This window comes from Clostridioides sp. ZZV15-6383, from assembly GCF_020657735.1.
Taxonomy (GTDB): domain Bacteria; phylum Bacillota; class Clostridia; order Peptostreptococcales; family Peptostreptococcaceae; genus Clostridioides; species Clostridioides difficile_D.
In genome coordinates this window covers 1-13,822 of the sequence record NZ_JAGWCV010000018.1, presented here as the reverse complement: position 1 = coordinate 13,822, position 13,822 = coordinate 1, and the positions used below count along the sequence as shown (strand labels likewise).

Below are 13,822 nucleotides of genomic sequence, written 5' to 3'. Positions count from 1 at the left end.
TACTTTTTATGTGCATTTATTAAGTTTCTATATTCATCTTCTTTGCTAATGCTATTCCTTTATATCTTGTGCTCCATTTTTTAATAGATAATGTTTTTTTCTGGGTTAATCTATTTTTATTTATAACATCAACATCAAAAATAAAATCTAATACATGTAGTACTTTTTTATCTGCCATTAACATAGACTCACAACAAGATTGACAGTATGAGATTACATAATCTGTTTTTTCATTATTTGCTCTATTTTGGGTCTGGTTTATAGCAACTTTACTATTAGTAACCCTTACCATACCTCCAGAACCACAACATTCTGTATTCTCTCTATTTTTTTCAAATTCAATTACTTTTATTCCCATAAAATCTAGTATCTCTCTAACTGACTCATGTATATTATGTTCATTTCTTATAGGACATGGGTCATGTAATAAAAATTTCTGATTTAGATCATCATAATGATTGTTTAGTTTTTCTGGAAGTCCAAATTCTTTTATTACCTCCCATATTGAAATCACTTTTATATCACTATTATTTCTTATAGTATTAAAACAATTTGGACAAGCAACGATTACTTCCTCTATATCATTTTCTCTAAATAGCTTGTCTATTTTAGAATAATATTCATCAAATTTATTTGTATCTCCCATAGAAAAAGTAGGCTTGCCACAACATTCAAAAACTAATGATATATTTTCTATATGATTTTCTAAATACTTATATGTTTTTAATACTAAGTCACTACTATAGCTAGAAAAGCTACACCCTGGGAAAAAAATTTTCTTAGTGTTTTTTTTAATAAATTGTTTTGAGAATAATCGAGAGAAACTATTAGTTTGATGGAATTTTATTGTTCTATATCCTATATCATTTAATTCTTTCTGATTCTCTTGGAATATTTCTTTCCTTATATTAAAAAACATTTCTTTTAAATCTATATCTTTTGGACACTCTATCTTACATATTCCACATAGCATGCAGGAATATGGTATATTTTTATCTATTGATTTATTTTGTAAAATATCTATCATAAGTTCTCTTGGTGAGTTTCCAAATTCTTTCATCATAGGGCATACATTAAAACATTTTTTGCAATTTATACAATTATCATTATTTTTTTCGATTTTTTTTAATGTCTCTAGTTTTACTTCTTTTATACAAATACACCTCCAGATTATCAATAGTTTTAATCTATAATAAAAAACTCATTCTATAACATTATAACAAATAGAATGAGTTTTTTCTAATAGATATTATCTATGCACTTTTTAATCTGTTTTTATTCAACTGTTACTGACTTTGCTAGATTTCTTGGTTTATCAACATCGCATCCTCTTAATACAGAAACATGGTAAGCGAGTAATTGCATTGGTACAACAGCCAATATAGGAGATAAAATATCATCTGAATTTGGTATATAGATTATTTTATCAGCAGCTTTCTCGACATCTTTATTATGACTTTGAGCGATTGCTACAACATAAGCTCCTCTTGCTCTCACTTCTTCCATATTAGAAACCATTTTTTCAAATAATTTCTCTTGAGTAGCTATAGCAATTACAGGAGTTCCTTTTTCTATTAGAGCTATTGTTCCATGCTTTAACTCTCCTGCTGCAAAAGCTTCTGCATGTATATATGAAATCTCTTTTAATTTTAATGAACCTTCCATTGATAAACTATAATCTATTCCTCTTCCTAAATAGAATGCATGTTCAGAACTAACAACTGTTTTAGCAACATCTTTTATATATTCTTCATTGTCCAGTATCTCTTGTATTTTTGATGGTATTTCTTTCATCTTAGAAATCATACTATCATAAGATTCTCTAGTTATTGTTCCTTTTTTGATAGCAAAGTCTAAAGCTATCATATATAAAGAAGTTATTTGAGTAGTATATGCCTTAGTCGATGCAACTGCTACTTCAGGTCCTGCCCAAGTATAGAATACATCATCTGATTCTCTTGCTATAGATGAACCTACAACATTAGTTATTGAAAGTATTCTTGCTCCTTTAGCCTTTGAATCCCTCAATACTGCTAAAGTATCTGCTGTCTCACCAGATTGGCTAACTAATATTACTAATGAATTTTCATCTACAAATGGGTCACTATATCTAAATTCTGATGCTATATCAGTTATTACTGGTATATTTACCAATTTTTCTATAGCATACTTGCCAAGTAAACCAGCATTATATGCTGTTCCACAAGCCACAATATAAACTTTATTTATTTTTTCTAAATCTTCCTTAGAAATATTTATACTATCTAAGATTATATTTCCATTATCATCAAGTCTTCTTTCTAGAGTTTCTCTAACTCCTGTTGGCTGCTCATGAATTTCTTTTAACATAAAGTAATCATATCCACCTTTAGATGCAGCCTCTACATCCCAAGTTACATGAAATACTTCTTTTTCTACAAGATTTCTATTAGAGTCATAAACTGTTACATTTTCATTTTTTAGATGAACTACTTCTCCATTTTCTAAGAAATAAACATCTCTAGTATATTTTAATAAAGCAGGTATATCTGATGCTACAAAGTTTTCACCATCACCAACACCAACTACAAGAGGACTATCTTTTCTTACTGCAACTAATTCATTTCCATGTTCTTTACATATAACACCTAATGCATAAGCTCCTCTTAATTTTGATATAGTTTTGTATACAGCATCTAATAAATTACCCTCATAGTATTTATCTACTAAATGTGCTATTACTTCTGTATCTGTTTGAGATTCAAACTTAACACCTTCAGCAATTAGTTCTTCTTTTATTTCCATATAGTTTTCTATTATCCCATTGTGAACAACTGCTATTGTTTTAGCTTGATTAAAATGAGGGTGTGAGTTTACATCAGATGGTTCTCCATGAGTTGCCCATCTTGTATGCCCTATTCCTAAATTTCCATCAATAGGATTCTTTTCTAAATCTTCTGCCAGTACAGAAAGTCTACCTTTAAACTTTCTAATATTAAGCTCTTCTCCATTAGAACTATTAACTGCTACTCCTGCTGAGTCATAACCTCTGTACTCTAACTTAGAAAGCCCTTCTACTATAACTTCTGCTGCCTTTCTACTTCCTAAATATCCAACTATTCCACACATTATTTGTGTCCTCCTAAAAATATTATTTATATATTTTAAGAGTTAGGTCATATAAGTTTACTTTGGCTTCCCTTTGTCCATAGGATTACTCCTATTATTTAAAGAAGTTTTTCGATGGTAAACACACCGCAGAGCATCCGCCGACAATTCGATTAACTCTGACCTCGTCAACTTAGTTTCCTATATTACTTAATAATTATGTCTATAACTAAGTTCTGGCGCTTAGAAAGGTGTCCTCAGTCTTTATATCTGAGAATACCCTTGTAAATTACGATAATTTTTCTTGTATAAGATTAGCTAAATTTGTTGCTAATTCTTTTATTTGACCTTCCTCTTTACCCTCTAACATAACTCTAACTAATGGCTCAGTTCCTGATGGTCTTATCAAAACTCTACCATTTCCATCTAAAATAGATTCTATTCTTTCTATCTCAGTTTTTATTTCTGGATATTCCATATATTTGTTCTTATTTTCATTTTTTATTGTTGCATTTACTAATACTTGTGGATATTGACTCATTATTGATGCAAGTTCTGATAAAGGTTTCTTTTCTTGCAAGATTATATTTGCAAGTATTAGAGAACTAAGCACTCCATCTCCAGTAGTATTGTAATCTAAAAATATCATGTGTCCAGATTGCTCTCCACCAAGATTATATCCATTCTTAACCATATCTTCTAAAACATATCTATCTCCAACTGCTGTAGTAGATAAATTTATTCCATTATCTTTGGCAGCTATTGTCAATCCTATATTACTCATAACTGTAACTACTAAAGTATCTTGTGCTAATTTATTATTTTTCTTTAAACTTAAAGCACTCAATATCATTATATGGTCTCCATCAACAATTTGACCCTTTTCATTTACTGCAATTAATCTATCAGCATCTCCATCATACGCAAGACCTAGGTCAGCATTATGTTCTAAAACAGCTTTTTGAAGTTGTTCTGGATGTGTAGAACCACATTTATAATTTATATTATTTCCATCTGGTGAACTATTTATTGAAATTACACTTGCTCCTAATTCGTCAAACACTATTGGTGCTACTTTATATGATGCACCATTTGCACAATCCAATACTACTTTTAACCCTTTAAAATCAGTGCTTATTATTGATTTCAAATAGTCTACATAGTCCCTTTGTGCATAATGTTCATGTAATCTTCTTCCTACATTTTCACCAATTGGTAAACATTCAATTTTGTCTATATCATCTATATACTCTTCTATTTTTAATTCAATTTCATCATCTAATTTATATCCATTCTTATTAAAGAATTTGATTCCATTATATTCAACAGGATTATGAGATGCAGATATAACCACGCCACAATCAGCACCATATTTTCTAGTTAAATATGCCACTGCAGGTGTTGGTATTATTCCAACAGTAATAACATCACATCCAACAGACATAAGTCCTGCTATCAAAGATGCTTCTAACATATCTCCTGATATTCTTGTATCTTTACCTACTACTACTTTTACTCTGTGGTCTCCTTGAGCTAAAACAAAACCACCAGCTCTACCAAGTTTATATGCTAAGTCACATGTTAATTCTGTATTTGCTACTCCTCTGACTCCATCAGTTCCAAAATACTTTCTCACTAAAGATTCTCCTTTCATAATTGAAAAGCTTGCAATTTGTATTATATTTTTACAGTTCATAAAATATCATTATACTCTTAATTTCAGTCATAAAAACATTTTAATACTTATCATCAAAAAAGACAATAGAAATAATTCTATTGTCTTTTTTTTGACATCTTTTTTCTTTATTAGTTAGTTGCTCCAGAACATGCAGCATCCATACCTTTTTGTAGAGCTTCTCTGTTTAATGGAACGAATTTTTCTTTTCTAGGTCCGAAAACTTTCTTAAATGCTTCTAATACAGATTCTATATCTACAGTATCAGCTACTTTTAAGTAAGCTCCTAACATTATCATATTAGCAACTTTGTCATTTCCTAACTCAACTGCTAATTCATTTGCTGGTATATAATAAACATCTACATCTGTTCTATCAACTTTTTCTTTTATTAAAGAACTATTTACTATTATTTTTCCACCAGGAACAACATCATCTTTGAATTTTTCAAATGCTGGTATATTTAATAATATAGCTGCAGTTGCATCATCTGTTATAAGTGGAGAACCAACTGGCTCATTAGATACAGTTACTGCACAGTTTGCTGTACCTCCACGCATTTCTGGCCCATAAGATGGTAACCAAGAAACTTCTTTTCCTTCTAGCATTCCTGCATAAGTAAGTAATTGTCCCATAGACATAACACCTTGGCCTCCGAAGCCTGCACATATTACTCTAGCTGTAGACATTTACTTCACCTCCTCAACTTCAACATTTTTGAAATTTCCTAATGGATAGTATGGTATCATATTGTCTCTTAACCATTGTAAAGCATCGTTTGGAGCCAGTCCCCAGTTTGTAGGACAAGTAGATAATACTTCTACTATTCCAAATCCTAATCCTGCTTGTTGAACTTGGAATGCTTTCTTTATAGCTTTTTTAGCTTGTCTAACATGGGCTGGAGTATCAACTGCTACTCTTTCTACAAATACAGCTCCTGTTAATGTAGCTAACATTTCACTTACTCTTATTGGATAACCTTGAGTTTCAGCATTTCTTCCTGATTGAGCAGTAGTAGCTCTTTGTCCAACTAATGTAGTTGGAGCCATTTGTCCACCAGTCATACCATAAGTTGTATTGTTTACAAATATAGTAGTTATTTTCTCTCCTCTAGCAGCTGCATGAACTATTTCAGCAGTACCGATTGAAGCTAAATCTCCATCACCTTGATAAGTGAATACTGTATTTTCAGGATGAACTCTTTTTATTCCTGTAGCTGCAGCTGGTGCTCTACCATGAGCAGCTTCTTGAGTATCACAGTTAAAATATTTATATCCTAAAACTGAACATCCAACTGGAACAACACCTACAGCATCACCTAATACTCCTAATTCTTCTAATACTTCACCAACTAATCTATGGATTATACCATGTGTACATCCTGGACAGTAGTGAGTTTGAGTATCTTGTAATCCTTCAGTTTTCTTAAATACAACAGCCATTATCTAGCACCTCCTGCAACCAATTCTCCGGCAATAATTTTTTTAGCTTTTTCAACTATTTCTGCTGGTGTTGGAGTCATTCCTCCTGGTCTTCCATGGAAGTAAACTGGTAATTTACCTTCTACTGCCATTTTAACATCTTCCACCATTTGTCCCATACTCATTTCAACAGTTAATATGTTTCTAGCATTAGGAATTTGGTTAAATGCTTCGAATGGGAATGGCCATAATACTTTAGGTCTTATAAGACCTGCTTTTATTCCTTCTTCTCTTAATATATCAATTGCGCTTTTTACTACTCTTGAAGTAGTTCCATAAGCTGCAAATACAAATTCAGCATCTTCTGTTTTGTACATTTCGTATTGTACTTCATTTTTTTCCATTGCATCAAATTTTTCTTGTAAATGCCAGCAGTGGTCTTCTAGTACTTCTGGCTCTAAGTATAGAGAGTTTATTACATTAGGTTTTCTTTTTCCTTTAGTTCCAACAGTTGCCCAATCTTTAGGAGGCAATTCTCTTTTCTTTTCAGGAGCTCTAAATTCAACTGGCTCCATCATTTGACCTATCATACCATCTGCAACTACCATAACTGGTGATCTATAATAGTCTGCAACATCAAAAGCTTCCATTATCATATCAACAGCTTCTTGAACTGTAGCTGGTGCAAATACTGGAGTTCTGTAATCTCCATTTCCTCCACCTCTTGTAGACATGAAGTAGTCAGCTTGTGAAGGTTGTATACTTCCAAGTCCTGGACCACCTCTCATTACGTTAAGTACAACACAAGGAACTTCTGCTCCTACTGCATATGTTATACCTTCTTGTTTTAAAGCAACTCCTGGTGAAGATGAAGAAGTCATAACTCTTGCTCCTGCACCTGCTCCACCATAAACCATGTTTATCGCAGAAACTTCTGATTCAGCTTGAACGAACGCTCCACCTATTTTAGGTAACTCTCTTGATAAATATTCTGGTAATTCACTTTGTGGAGTTATTGGGTAACCGAAGAAATACTTGCAGCCAGCTTCTATAGCTGCTTTTCCAAATGCTTCGTTACCTTTCATAAGTATCTTAGCCATTAAAATTCCCCCTTAAATATTAATTAAATTAATCTCTTTCTACTGTTATAACTACATCTGGACACATAGTTGCACAACTTGCACATCCTATGCATTTTTCCATTTCAAAAACAGTTGCTGGGTTATACCCTTTTTTGTTTATTACATTTGAGTCTAATTGTATGATTTTTACTGGACATGCTTCAACACATAATCCACAACCTTTACAACGTTCTTGATTAAAAGATACTTTTCCTTTAGCCATTTACCTAAGCCTCCTTAAACTTTCTATATATTTGAGCTCAAACTACATCCAGTCTTCTCTCATATATAATTTTATAGGAAAAATTTCTCCTTCTAAATCTTTTGGTAACTGTTCAACAAGATTTTCTAAACATGCAACATATCTTATAGGTATATTACATTTTTCAGAAACTTCTTTTGCAACTTTTTGACCTCTTAAAACATCATCAATAGTAGTAAATCTAATAAGATGAGTATTATTAATTAGACCTGTTACCTTTAATTTAGAAGATTTTTCTATTTCTTTTATATATTGGATAACTTCTTCAGAAGTTTGAGTTTTCTCCCTATTTGCATTTATTACAAAAAGCATATCATAGTCGCCTTCTTTTAACAAATGACTAAATCTTCCTATAACTCTAGCACCCACATTATCTCCACCTAAATCTATAACAGAATTGTATGAATGATCCACCATAGGAGACATTACTTCTGCTGATACTGCTGGTAAATCTAATGTTGGAGCATTAATTGAGCTATCTATTGGTTGTATACCTAAAGATTTCATTAACTCTTTCTTTTCTCTAGTTCTAAAGTATACATTTACCACATCTAAATCGGCTATAGCAACTTTGCCAGAAACCATATCTCTTAACTTAACAACATAGTTCATCGCAAATTCACTTTTACCACTTCCATAGTGACCAGTTATGATTCTTATTCTTTTATCATTAGTTATCATAAACTTGAGCCTCTTCTTCACCAGTTAAAACTCTAAGTCCACCTTGAGCTAATGCAATCATTTCATCTTCACCTGGATAAACTTTTACATCTGCTACAAATTTAACTCTATCTGCAATCATTTCTGTAAACATTTTTGAATATGCGATTCCACCAGTTAATAGTATTGCTTTTACATCTCCCTTAAGAACTGCTGCACTAGCTCCTATTTCTTTAGAGATTTGATATGCCATAGCTTCATATACTAATTTAGCTTTTTCATCACCAGCTTCTATTCTTTCTTCAACTTCTCTAGCATCATTAGTATTTAAGTATGCAACTAACCCACCATTACCTTTTATTTTCTTTTTGATTTCATCTTGAGTATATTTTCCACTAAAGCACATTTTTACTAATGCACCTACTGGTAATCCACCACTTCTTTCTGGAGAGAAAGGTCCTTCCCCATCTAATGCGTTTGCAACATCTACTATTCTACCATTTTTATGAGCTCCAACAGAAACTCCTCCACCCATGTGGGCAACTATAAGATTTATATCTTCATATTTCTCGTTTATTTCTCTAGAATATCTTCTTGCTATTGCTTTTTGATTTAAAGCATGCACTACACTTGCTCTACTTATTTCAGGCATACCAGAAATTCTAGCAACATCTTCTAATTCATCCACAACAACAGGGTCTACTATGTATGAAGGAACATTTACTTCTTCACCTATTTGTTTTGCTATTATTCCACCTAAGTTTGAAGCATGTTCTCCTAAAACTCCTACTTTTAAATCTTCAATCATAGCAGCACTTACTGAATAAGTACCACCTTTTATAGGTTTAAGAAGTCCTCCTCTACCTACTACAGCATCTAATTCAGATATTTTTACTCCACCTTCTTTTAGAGCTTCTTCTATTACTTGTTTACGGAATTCAAATTGGTCTGACACCTTCTCATATTTTCCTATTTCTTCTGAAGAATGTCTTAAAGTTTTTTCAAATACTAAATCCTCATTATCAAATACAGCTATTTTAGTTGATGTTGAACCAGGATTTATTGTTAAGATTTTAAATATTTTGCTCATTTGCCTATTTCCCCCTTAAAATTAAGCCTTCGCTGCCATTAAAACACCTAAAGCTATTGAGTTAAGTTTAGTTTCTTCACTGTCTGCTCTAGAAGTTAATATTATTGGCGCTTTAGCCCCAACTATAACTCCTGCATTTTTTGATTTTGAGAAGAATACCAAAGCTTTATATAATATATTACCACCTTCTATATCTGGAGCTAACAATATATCAGCTCTTCCTGCTACAGGATGGTTTATACCTTTATGTTTAGCAGCTTCTAAAGACACTGCATTATCAATTGCAAAAGGTCCACCAACCATACAACCTTTGATTTCTCCTCGTTCATACATTTCTTCTAACTCTTTCGCTTCAACTGTATCTTTCATTTTTGGATTTACTTTTTCTTTTGCGCATATTGCAGCAACTTTTGGTTCTTTTATATCTAATGAATGTGCTACTGTGCAAGCATTTTCTATGATTTGCTTTTTAGTATTTGTATCAGGAGCTAAGTTCATAGCTGCGTCAGTTACGAAAAATAATCTGTCATATCCCTCTACATCAAATACTGCTACATGACTTAATACATTTCCAGTTCTAAGACCTACTTCTTTGTTTAAAACTGCTTTTAGTATTATTGATGTGTCTACTAAGCCTTTCATTACCATGTCGGCTTTTCCTTGTGAAACTAATTCAACAGATTTTAGAGATGCCTCTGCTAAATCTTTTATATCTATCAGTTCATAATTTTCGATATCCATGTCTATGCTTTTTGCAATTTCTTTAGTCTTTTCTATATCACCTACTAAAATAGCATTTGCTATTTTTTCTTTTCTAGCCATTTCAACTGCCATTAAGACTTCTTTATCTTGACAACATGCTACTGATATAGTTTTAGGACCTCTTTCTTTTGCAAATTTAATTACTTCTTCAAAACTTCTCATGCATTTCCACCTCATCTTGAATTTTTTGAAATAGAACTTTTTATATCTCAATTAAATTATAACTCGTTTAGCAACGTTTTCCTAGATATAATTGAAATATTTAATTCAAAAATATTTATTTAAATCTATTGAGCAGTCTTTTTTCATATATTTAGTGCTTTTTAGATTTAACAAATATCTCATTGTCCTTATTTTATAATATAACTAAAATAAACAAGATGCAACAAAAACATAAAATTAACAAACTTAATTTTATAGGTTTTTTTGTCACATCTTGTAACAACTAAATATTCAAAATATTTGTTCATTCCACTTCAACAATATTAGGTTCTATATTTATTTTTTTAAATTGATATGTTGTTTCATATTTTATTTTATATTTACTATCTTTCTCAGGGCTTTGTGATAAATCAACATACAATGAAATATCTTTTTTATTTAACTTACTCAAATCTTCTGTCGATTCTACGACAACTTTTATATCTATATCAGAAATTATACTTGGATTATCCATATTTGCTGGAATATTCCTTAACTCAATATCACCTGCAGTATATAGAAAATCTGCACTCAATTGTTTTGTCTCATTCAATTTTATTGTTATAGAACTATCCTCGAGAGTTATCCCTTCTGGAACATCTAAGCTCACTTCTTTTTCTTCTCCATTAGCTAAATCAGCTAAATCAACAGGTTTTGTCTTAATATAATTTATTTTGTCTATATTTTCTTTTTTACCTTTTATTGTAACTTGTTCCTTACTTAATTTATAATTTTTCAATGTATCATTATATTTATTATCACTTAAATTTACTCTTATTGGTACAGTTTTTTCCTTTAATAATTCTATTTTCGCAGTTACAAAAGATGAACTTAATTTTACACCTTCAACTTTAGTCCCATCGCTATTTAATGGTATTAATTCCAATTTTTTAGAGAAATCTTCTGTTTCATTGCCAACATCTAAATTAGCTCTTACACTTTTTACTTCTTTAACTAGAGTTCTTGGCCCCGATACATCGACAAAATCCTTATTAAGTTCAATTTTATTTATATTTCTTTTTGAATTTCCACTTACTTCTACCTTTATATCTCTTTTTTCTTTTATATTCTTTTCAAGGTTTACTACTAAGACATCATGCTTAAATTCTATAGTGACACCTTGAGGAATGTTTGCTTTTAAATAAACTTCCTTTTGTCCTTGTATTGGATCTTCAATAGTTCCATATACATGTATGTCCTCTTTCTTAACACTTTGTACTTTTGATAGACTACCTTTTATATATACATCTGCTGTTAATTTTTCGTCTGGATATATAACAAGATTTTTATCTTTTAAATCACTTATATTACTTATAGATACAGGTATATCTTCAAACCCTTTAGTTTCTTCAGGGTCAACTACAGCCATAACATACATCCATAGTGCAATCGCACTTAAAAATGATATTATTTTTATTTTGGTATTATTTTTTAGTCTATTTATCATTTAAATATACCACCTTTGAAAAAACTTCTTGTTTCTGTATTTGTTTTTAAATTACTACGTAATATATTCATCATTCTTTCTCTAGAAATATCTCTATATAACTTACCTGCTTTAGCAATTGATACGCCTCCTGTTTCCTCTGATACAATCAGTGTTATACAGTCAGACACCTCACTTACACCTATTCCCGCTCTATGTCTAGTACCTAAATCTTTACTTAAGTCCTTACTTTCTGTCAATGGCAAGAAACATGCAGCTGCTTTTACCTTAGAATCTCTAATTACAACTGCTCCATCATGTAATGGTGTATTTGGTATAAATATATTTATTAATAGTTGTCTAGAAATTTCAGCATCAATAATAGTTCCTGTATTTATTATATCACTTATTCTAGTTTCTCTCTCCATTATGATAAGGGCTCCTATTTTTTGTCTAGAAAGTGAATATAAAGCTTCTACAATTTCTTCTATATTTCTATTAAGAGTTTCTTCAGAAGTATTTACATTCTTTCCAAATAAATTAAACTTTGCTCTTCCTATATGCTCAAGCCCTGCTCTAAATTCTGGTTGAAAAATTATAAGAGCAGCTATAACTCCATAATCTAAAGCTTTAAGAGATATCCAATAAACGGTATGCAATTTAAAGGTGTTACTAAGTTGAGTTGCTAACAAAAGAAATATTATCCCTTTAAATACTTGTTCTGCTCTTGTATCTTTTATAAACATAAATATTTTGTAAAAAATATACGCTACTATAGATATGTCAATTAAATCATATATACTCATTCTTAATATTATATTAAAAAATCCATTTAAAAAAGAATTTATATCTAACACAGTTTTATCCTCCTGTTTGATAACTTCTTAATTATTTACACTAAGTATTATACTATATAAATCTAACTCTATACAAACTATTTAACTTTTGTGTAAATAATTCTAGTTTTATATTCAGAGATTGTTAAATAATCTCTAAACACATCAAAAATATCAATTCAATAAATATATATTTTTATTAAAGTTAGTTTTTACTCAAATAATTCAAACCATCAAGGCGCGAATACAAAATAGTACTCGCGCCTTAATGCAATTTTATGCTATAAAATATCTTTAATATATCTTTACTTAATATATATTCATTAGTAAAAATTTAATAATCTACTTATCAACTACAAACAACTGCAAAATTTAAATATTATCTATTATCAACATTGTCCTATTAATATCATTTTTATATTGAAGTAGTAATTTATTTGATATTTAGTTTAGATAAATTTATTTTAATAGTCTTACTATAAATCACCATCAAAATTTATCTTCTATACCTAAGTAAGTTGTTCTATAACCAAAATAACACATATATTTTCAAAGTCATATATCTATTATCCATAGTATAATAATTCATTTAGCATAACTTATAAATATTACATTAAATTGTCAATTCTTTATAGTATCTAATTTTCTTTTATAATTACTTATACTTATTATTTAGGTAAAATGAATTTCTTTATAAATAAATTCATAAGCTATTTAAATATATTAATACTATACAATATAATGTATATAGCTCCTATCCAATTGAGACTTCATATAACTTATACCTTCATAAACTTCTTGTAGACTATTATACATTAGCCTTCATACGTTTACAATATTAATGAATATACTGTAACTCTTACATAGTTTAAAGTTTATAAAGAAAAAGACACAGGTAATATACATGTATCCTGTGTCTTTTTAAACAATATAAAAGTTTACTATATTCTATAGTAAACTTTTCTTAATGAGCGCACAGGGATTCGAACCCCGGACACACGCCTTAGAAGGGCGTTGCTCTATCCAGCTGAGCTATGCACCCAAATTATTATGGAGCGGGAAACGAGATTCGAACTCGCGACTTCAACCTTGGCAAGGTTGCGCTCTACCACTGAACTATTCCCGCTTATTTAATTTGGCGACCTGGAAGGGGCTCGAACCCTCGACCTCCAGCGTGACAGGCTGGCATTCTAACCAACTGAACTACCAGGCCGCAAATGGTGGGACCAACAGGGCTCGAACCTGTGACCCCCTGCTTGTAAGGCAGGTGCTCTCCCAGCT

General features: G+C 30.8%; 12 protein-coding genes and 3 tRNA genes. All 15 read right to left on the bottom strand.

Features of this window, described 5'->3' with window-relative positions; all coding sequences use genetic code 11:
- Positions 1–19 precede the first annotated feature (19 nt).
- Positions 20–1,177: a (Fe-S)-binding protein gene (locus KGF42_RS08705; protein WP_227826137.1), complete on the bottom strand. Its 1,158-nt coding sequence runs from the start codon at positions 1,175–1,177 to the stop codon at positions 20–22.
- A 98-nt stretch (positions 1,178–1,275) separates the two neighbouring features.
- Entirely contained in the window at positions 1,276–3,108 is a 1,833-nt protein-coding gene (gene glmS / locus KGF42_RS08700; RefSeq protein ID WP_227821166.1) for a glutamine--fructose-6-phosphate transaminase (isomerizing), read from the bottom strand.
- Positions 3,109–3,376: 268 nt separating this feature from the next.
- On the bottom strand, positions 3,377–4,723 hold the full coding sequence (glmM, locus tag KGF42_RS08695; protein WP_227826136.1) for a phosphoglucosamine mutase: 1,347 nt from the start codon (positions 4,721–4,723) through the stop codon (positions 3,377–3,379).
- A gap of 170 nt (positions 4,724–4,893) precedes the next feature.
- Positions 4,894–5,451, bottom strand: a complete 558-nt coding sequence (locus tag KGF42_RS08690; protein ID WP_227821164.1) for a 2-oxoacid:acceptor oxidoreductase family protein — start codon at positions 5,449–5,451, stop codon at positions 4,894–4,896.
- Positions 5,452–6,204 (bottom strand): thiamine pyrophosphate-dependent enzyme, encoded by a 753-nt coding sequence (locus tag KGF42_RS08685; RefSeq protein WP_003420710.1) that lies wholly within the window; start codon positions 6,202–6,204, stop codon positions 5,452–5,454.
- On the bottom strand, positions 6,204–7,283 hold the full coding sequence (locus KGF42_RS08680; RefSeq protein WP_003432442.1) for a 3-methyl-2-oxobutanoate dehydrogenase subunit VorB: 1,080 nt from the start codon (positions 7,281–7,283) through the stop codon (positions 6,204–6,206). Before KGF42_RS08680 ends, KGF42_RS08685 begins: the two co-directional genes overlap by 1 nt.
- A 28-nt stretch (positions 7,284–7,311) precedes the next feature.
- Positions 7,312–7,527: a 4Fe-4S binding protein gene (locus tag KGF42_RS08675; protein ID WP_003420706.1), complete on the bottom strand. Its 216-nt coding sequence runs from the start codon at positions 7,525–7,527 to the stop codon at positions 7,312–7,314.
- Between the two features lie 42 nt (positions 7,528–7,569).
- Positions 7,570–8,247 carry a hypothetical protein gene (locus tag KGF42_RS08670; protein WP_003420704.1) on the bottom strand — a complete coding sequence of 226 codons (678 nt, stop codon included), beginning with the start codon at positions 8,245–8,247 and terminating at the stop codon, positions 7,570–7,572.
- Positions 8,237–9,316: a butyrate kinase gene (gene buk / locus KGF42_RS08665; protein WP_227821163.1), complete on the bottom strand. Its 1,080-nt coding sequence runs from the start codon at positions 9,314–9,316 to the stop codon at positions 8,237–8,239. The genes KGF42_RS08670 and buk overlap by 11 nt, the downstream gene beginning before the upstream one ends.
- A gap of 21 nt (positions 9,317–9,337) precedes the next feature.
- A complete protein-coding gene (gene ptb, locus KGF42_RS08660; protein ID WP_054272842.1) occupies positions 9,338–10,240 on the bottom strand; it encodes a phosphate butyryltransferase in 903 nt (300 codons plus the stop codon).
- A gap of 304 nt (positions 10,241–10,544) precedes the next feature.
- Complete coding sequence (locus KGF42_RS08655; protein ID WP_227826135.1) at positions 10,545–11,726, bottom strand: CdaR family protein; 1,182 nt, start codon at positions 11,724–11,726, stop codon at positions 10,545–10,547.
- The gene (cdaA, locus tag KGF42_RS08650) at positions 11,723–12,562 is read right to left on the bottom strand and encodes a diadenylate cyclase CdaA (RefSeq protein WP_003420697.1); all 840 of its coding nucleotides are present in this window, start codon (positions 12,560–12,562) and stop codon (positions 11,723–11,725) included. The genes KGF42_RS08655 and cdaA overlap by 4 nt, the downstream gene beginning before the upstream one ends.
- A 947-nt stretch (positions 12,563–13,509) precedes the next feature.
- Positions 13,510–13,583: transfer RNA gene (locus KGF42_RS08645), tRNA-Arg, on the bottom strand.
- Between the two features lie 9 nt (positions 13,584–13,592).
- Positions 13,593–13,667, bottom strand: a tRNA-Gly gene (locus KGF42_RS08640).
- Between the two features lie 10 nt (positions 13,668–13,677).
- A tRNA-Asp gene (locus KGF42_RS08635) sits at positions 13,678–13,754 on the bottom strand.
- Between the last annotated feature and the right edge of the window lie 68 nt (positions 13,755–13,822).

Coding starts and splice junctions, on each gene's coding strand:
- KGF42_RS08680 (WP_003432442.1), bottom strand. CDS start 7,283: ATGGCTAAGATACTTATGAAAGGTAACGAAGCATTTGGAAAAGCAGCT.
- KGF42_RS08685 (WP_003420710.1), bottom strand. CDS start 6,204: ATGGCTGTTGTATTTAAGAAAACTGAAGGATTACAAGATACTCAAACT.
- KGF42_RS08675 (WP_003420706.1), bottom strand. CDS start 7,527: ATGGCTAAAGGAAAAGTATCTTTTAATCAAGAACGTTGTAAAGGTTGT.
- KGF42_RS08670 (WP_003420704.1), bottom strand. CDS start 8,247: ATGATAACTAATGATAAAAGAATAAGAATCATAACTGGTCACTATGGA.
- KGF42_RS08655 (WP_227826135.1), bottom strand. CDS start 11,726: ATGATAAATAGACTAAAAAATAATACCAAAATAAAAATAATATCATTT.
- KGF42_RS08690 (WP_227821164.1), bottom strand. CDS start 5,451: ATGTCTACAGCTAGAGTAATATGTGCAGGCTTCGGAGGCCAAGGTGTT.
- ptb (WP_054272842.1), bottom strand. CDS start 10,240: ATGAGAAGTTTTGAAGAAGTAATTAAATTTGCAAAAGAAAGAGGTCCT.
- buk (WP_227821163.1), bottom strand. CDS start 9,316: ATGAGCAAAATATTTAAAATCTTAACAATAAATCCTGGTTCAACATCA.
- glmS (WP_227821166.1), bottom strand. CDS start 3,108: ATGTGTGGAATAGTTGGATATTTAGGAAGTAGAAAGGCAGCAGAAGTT.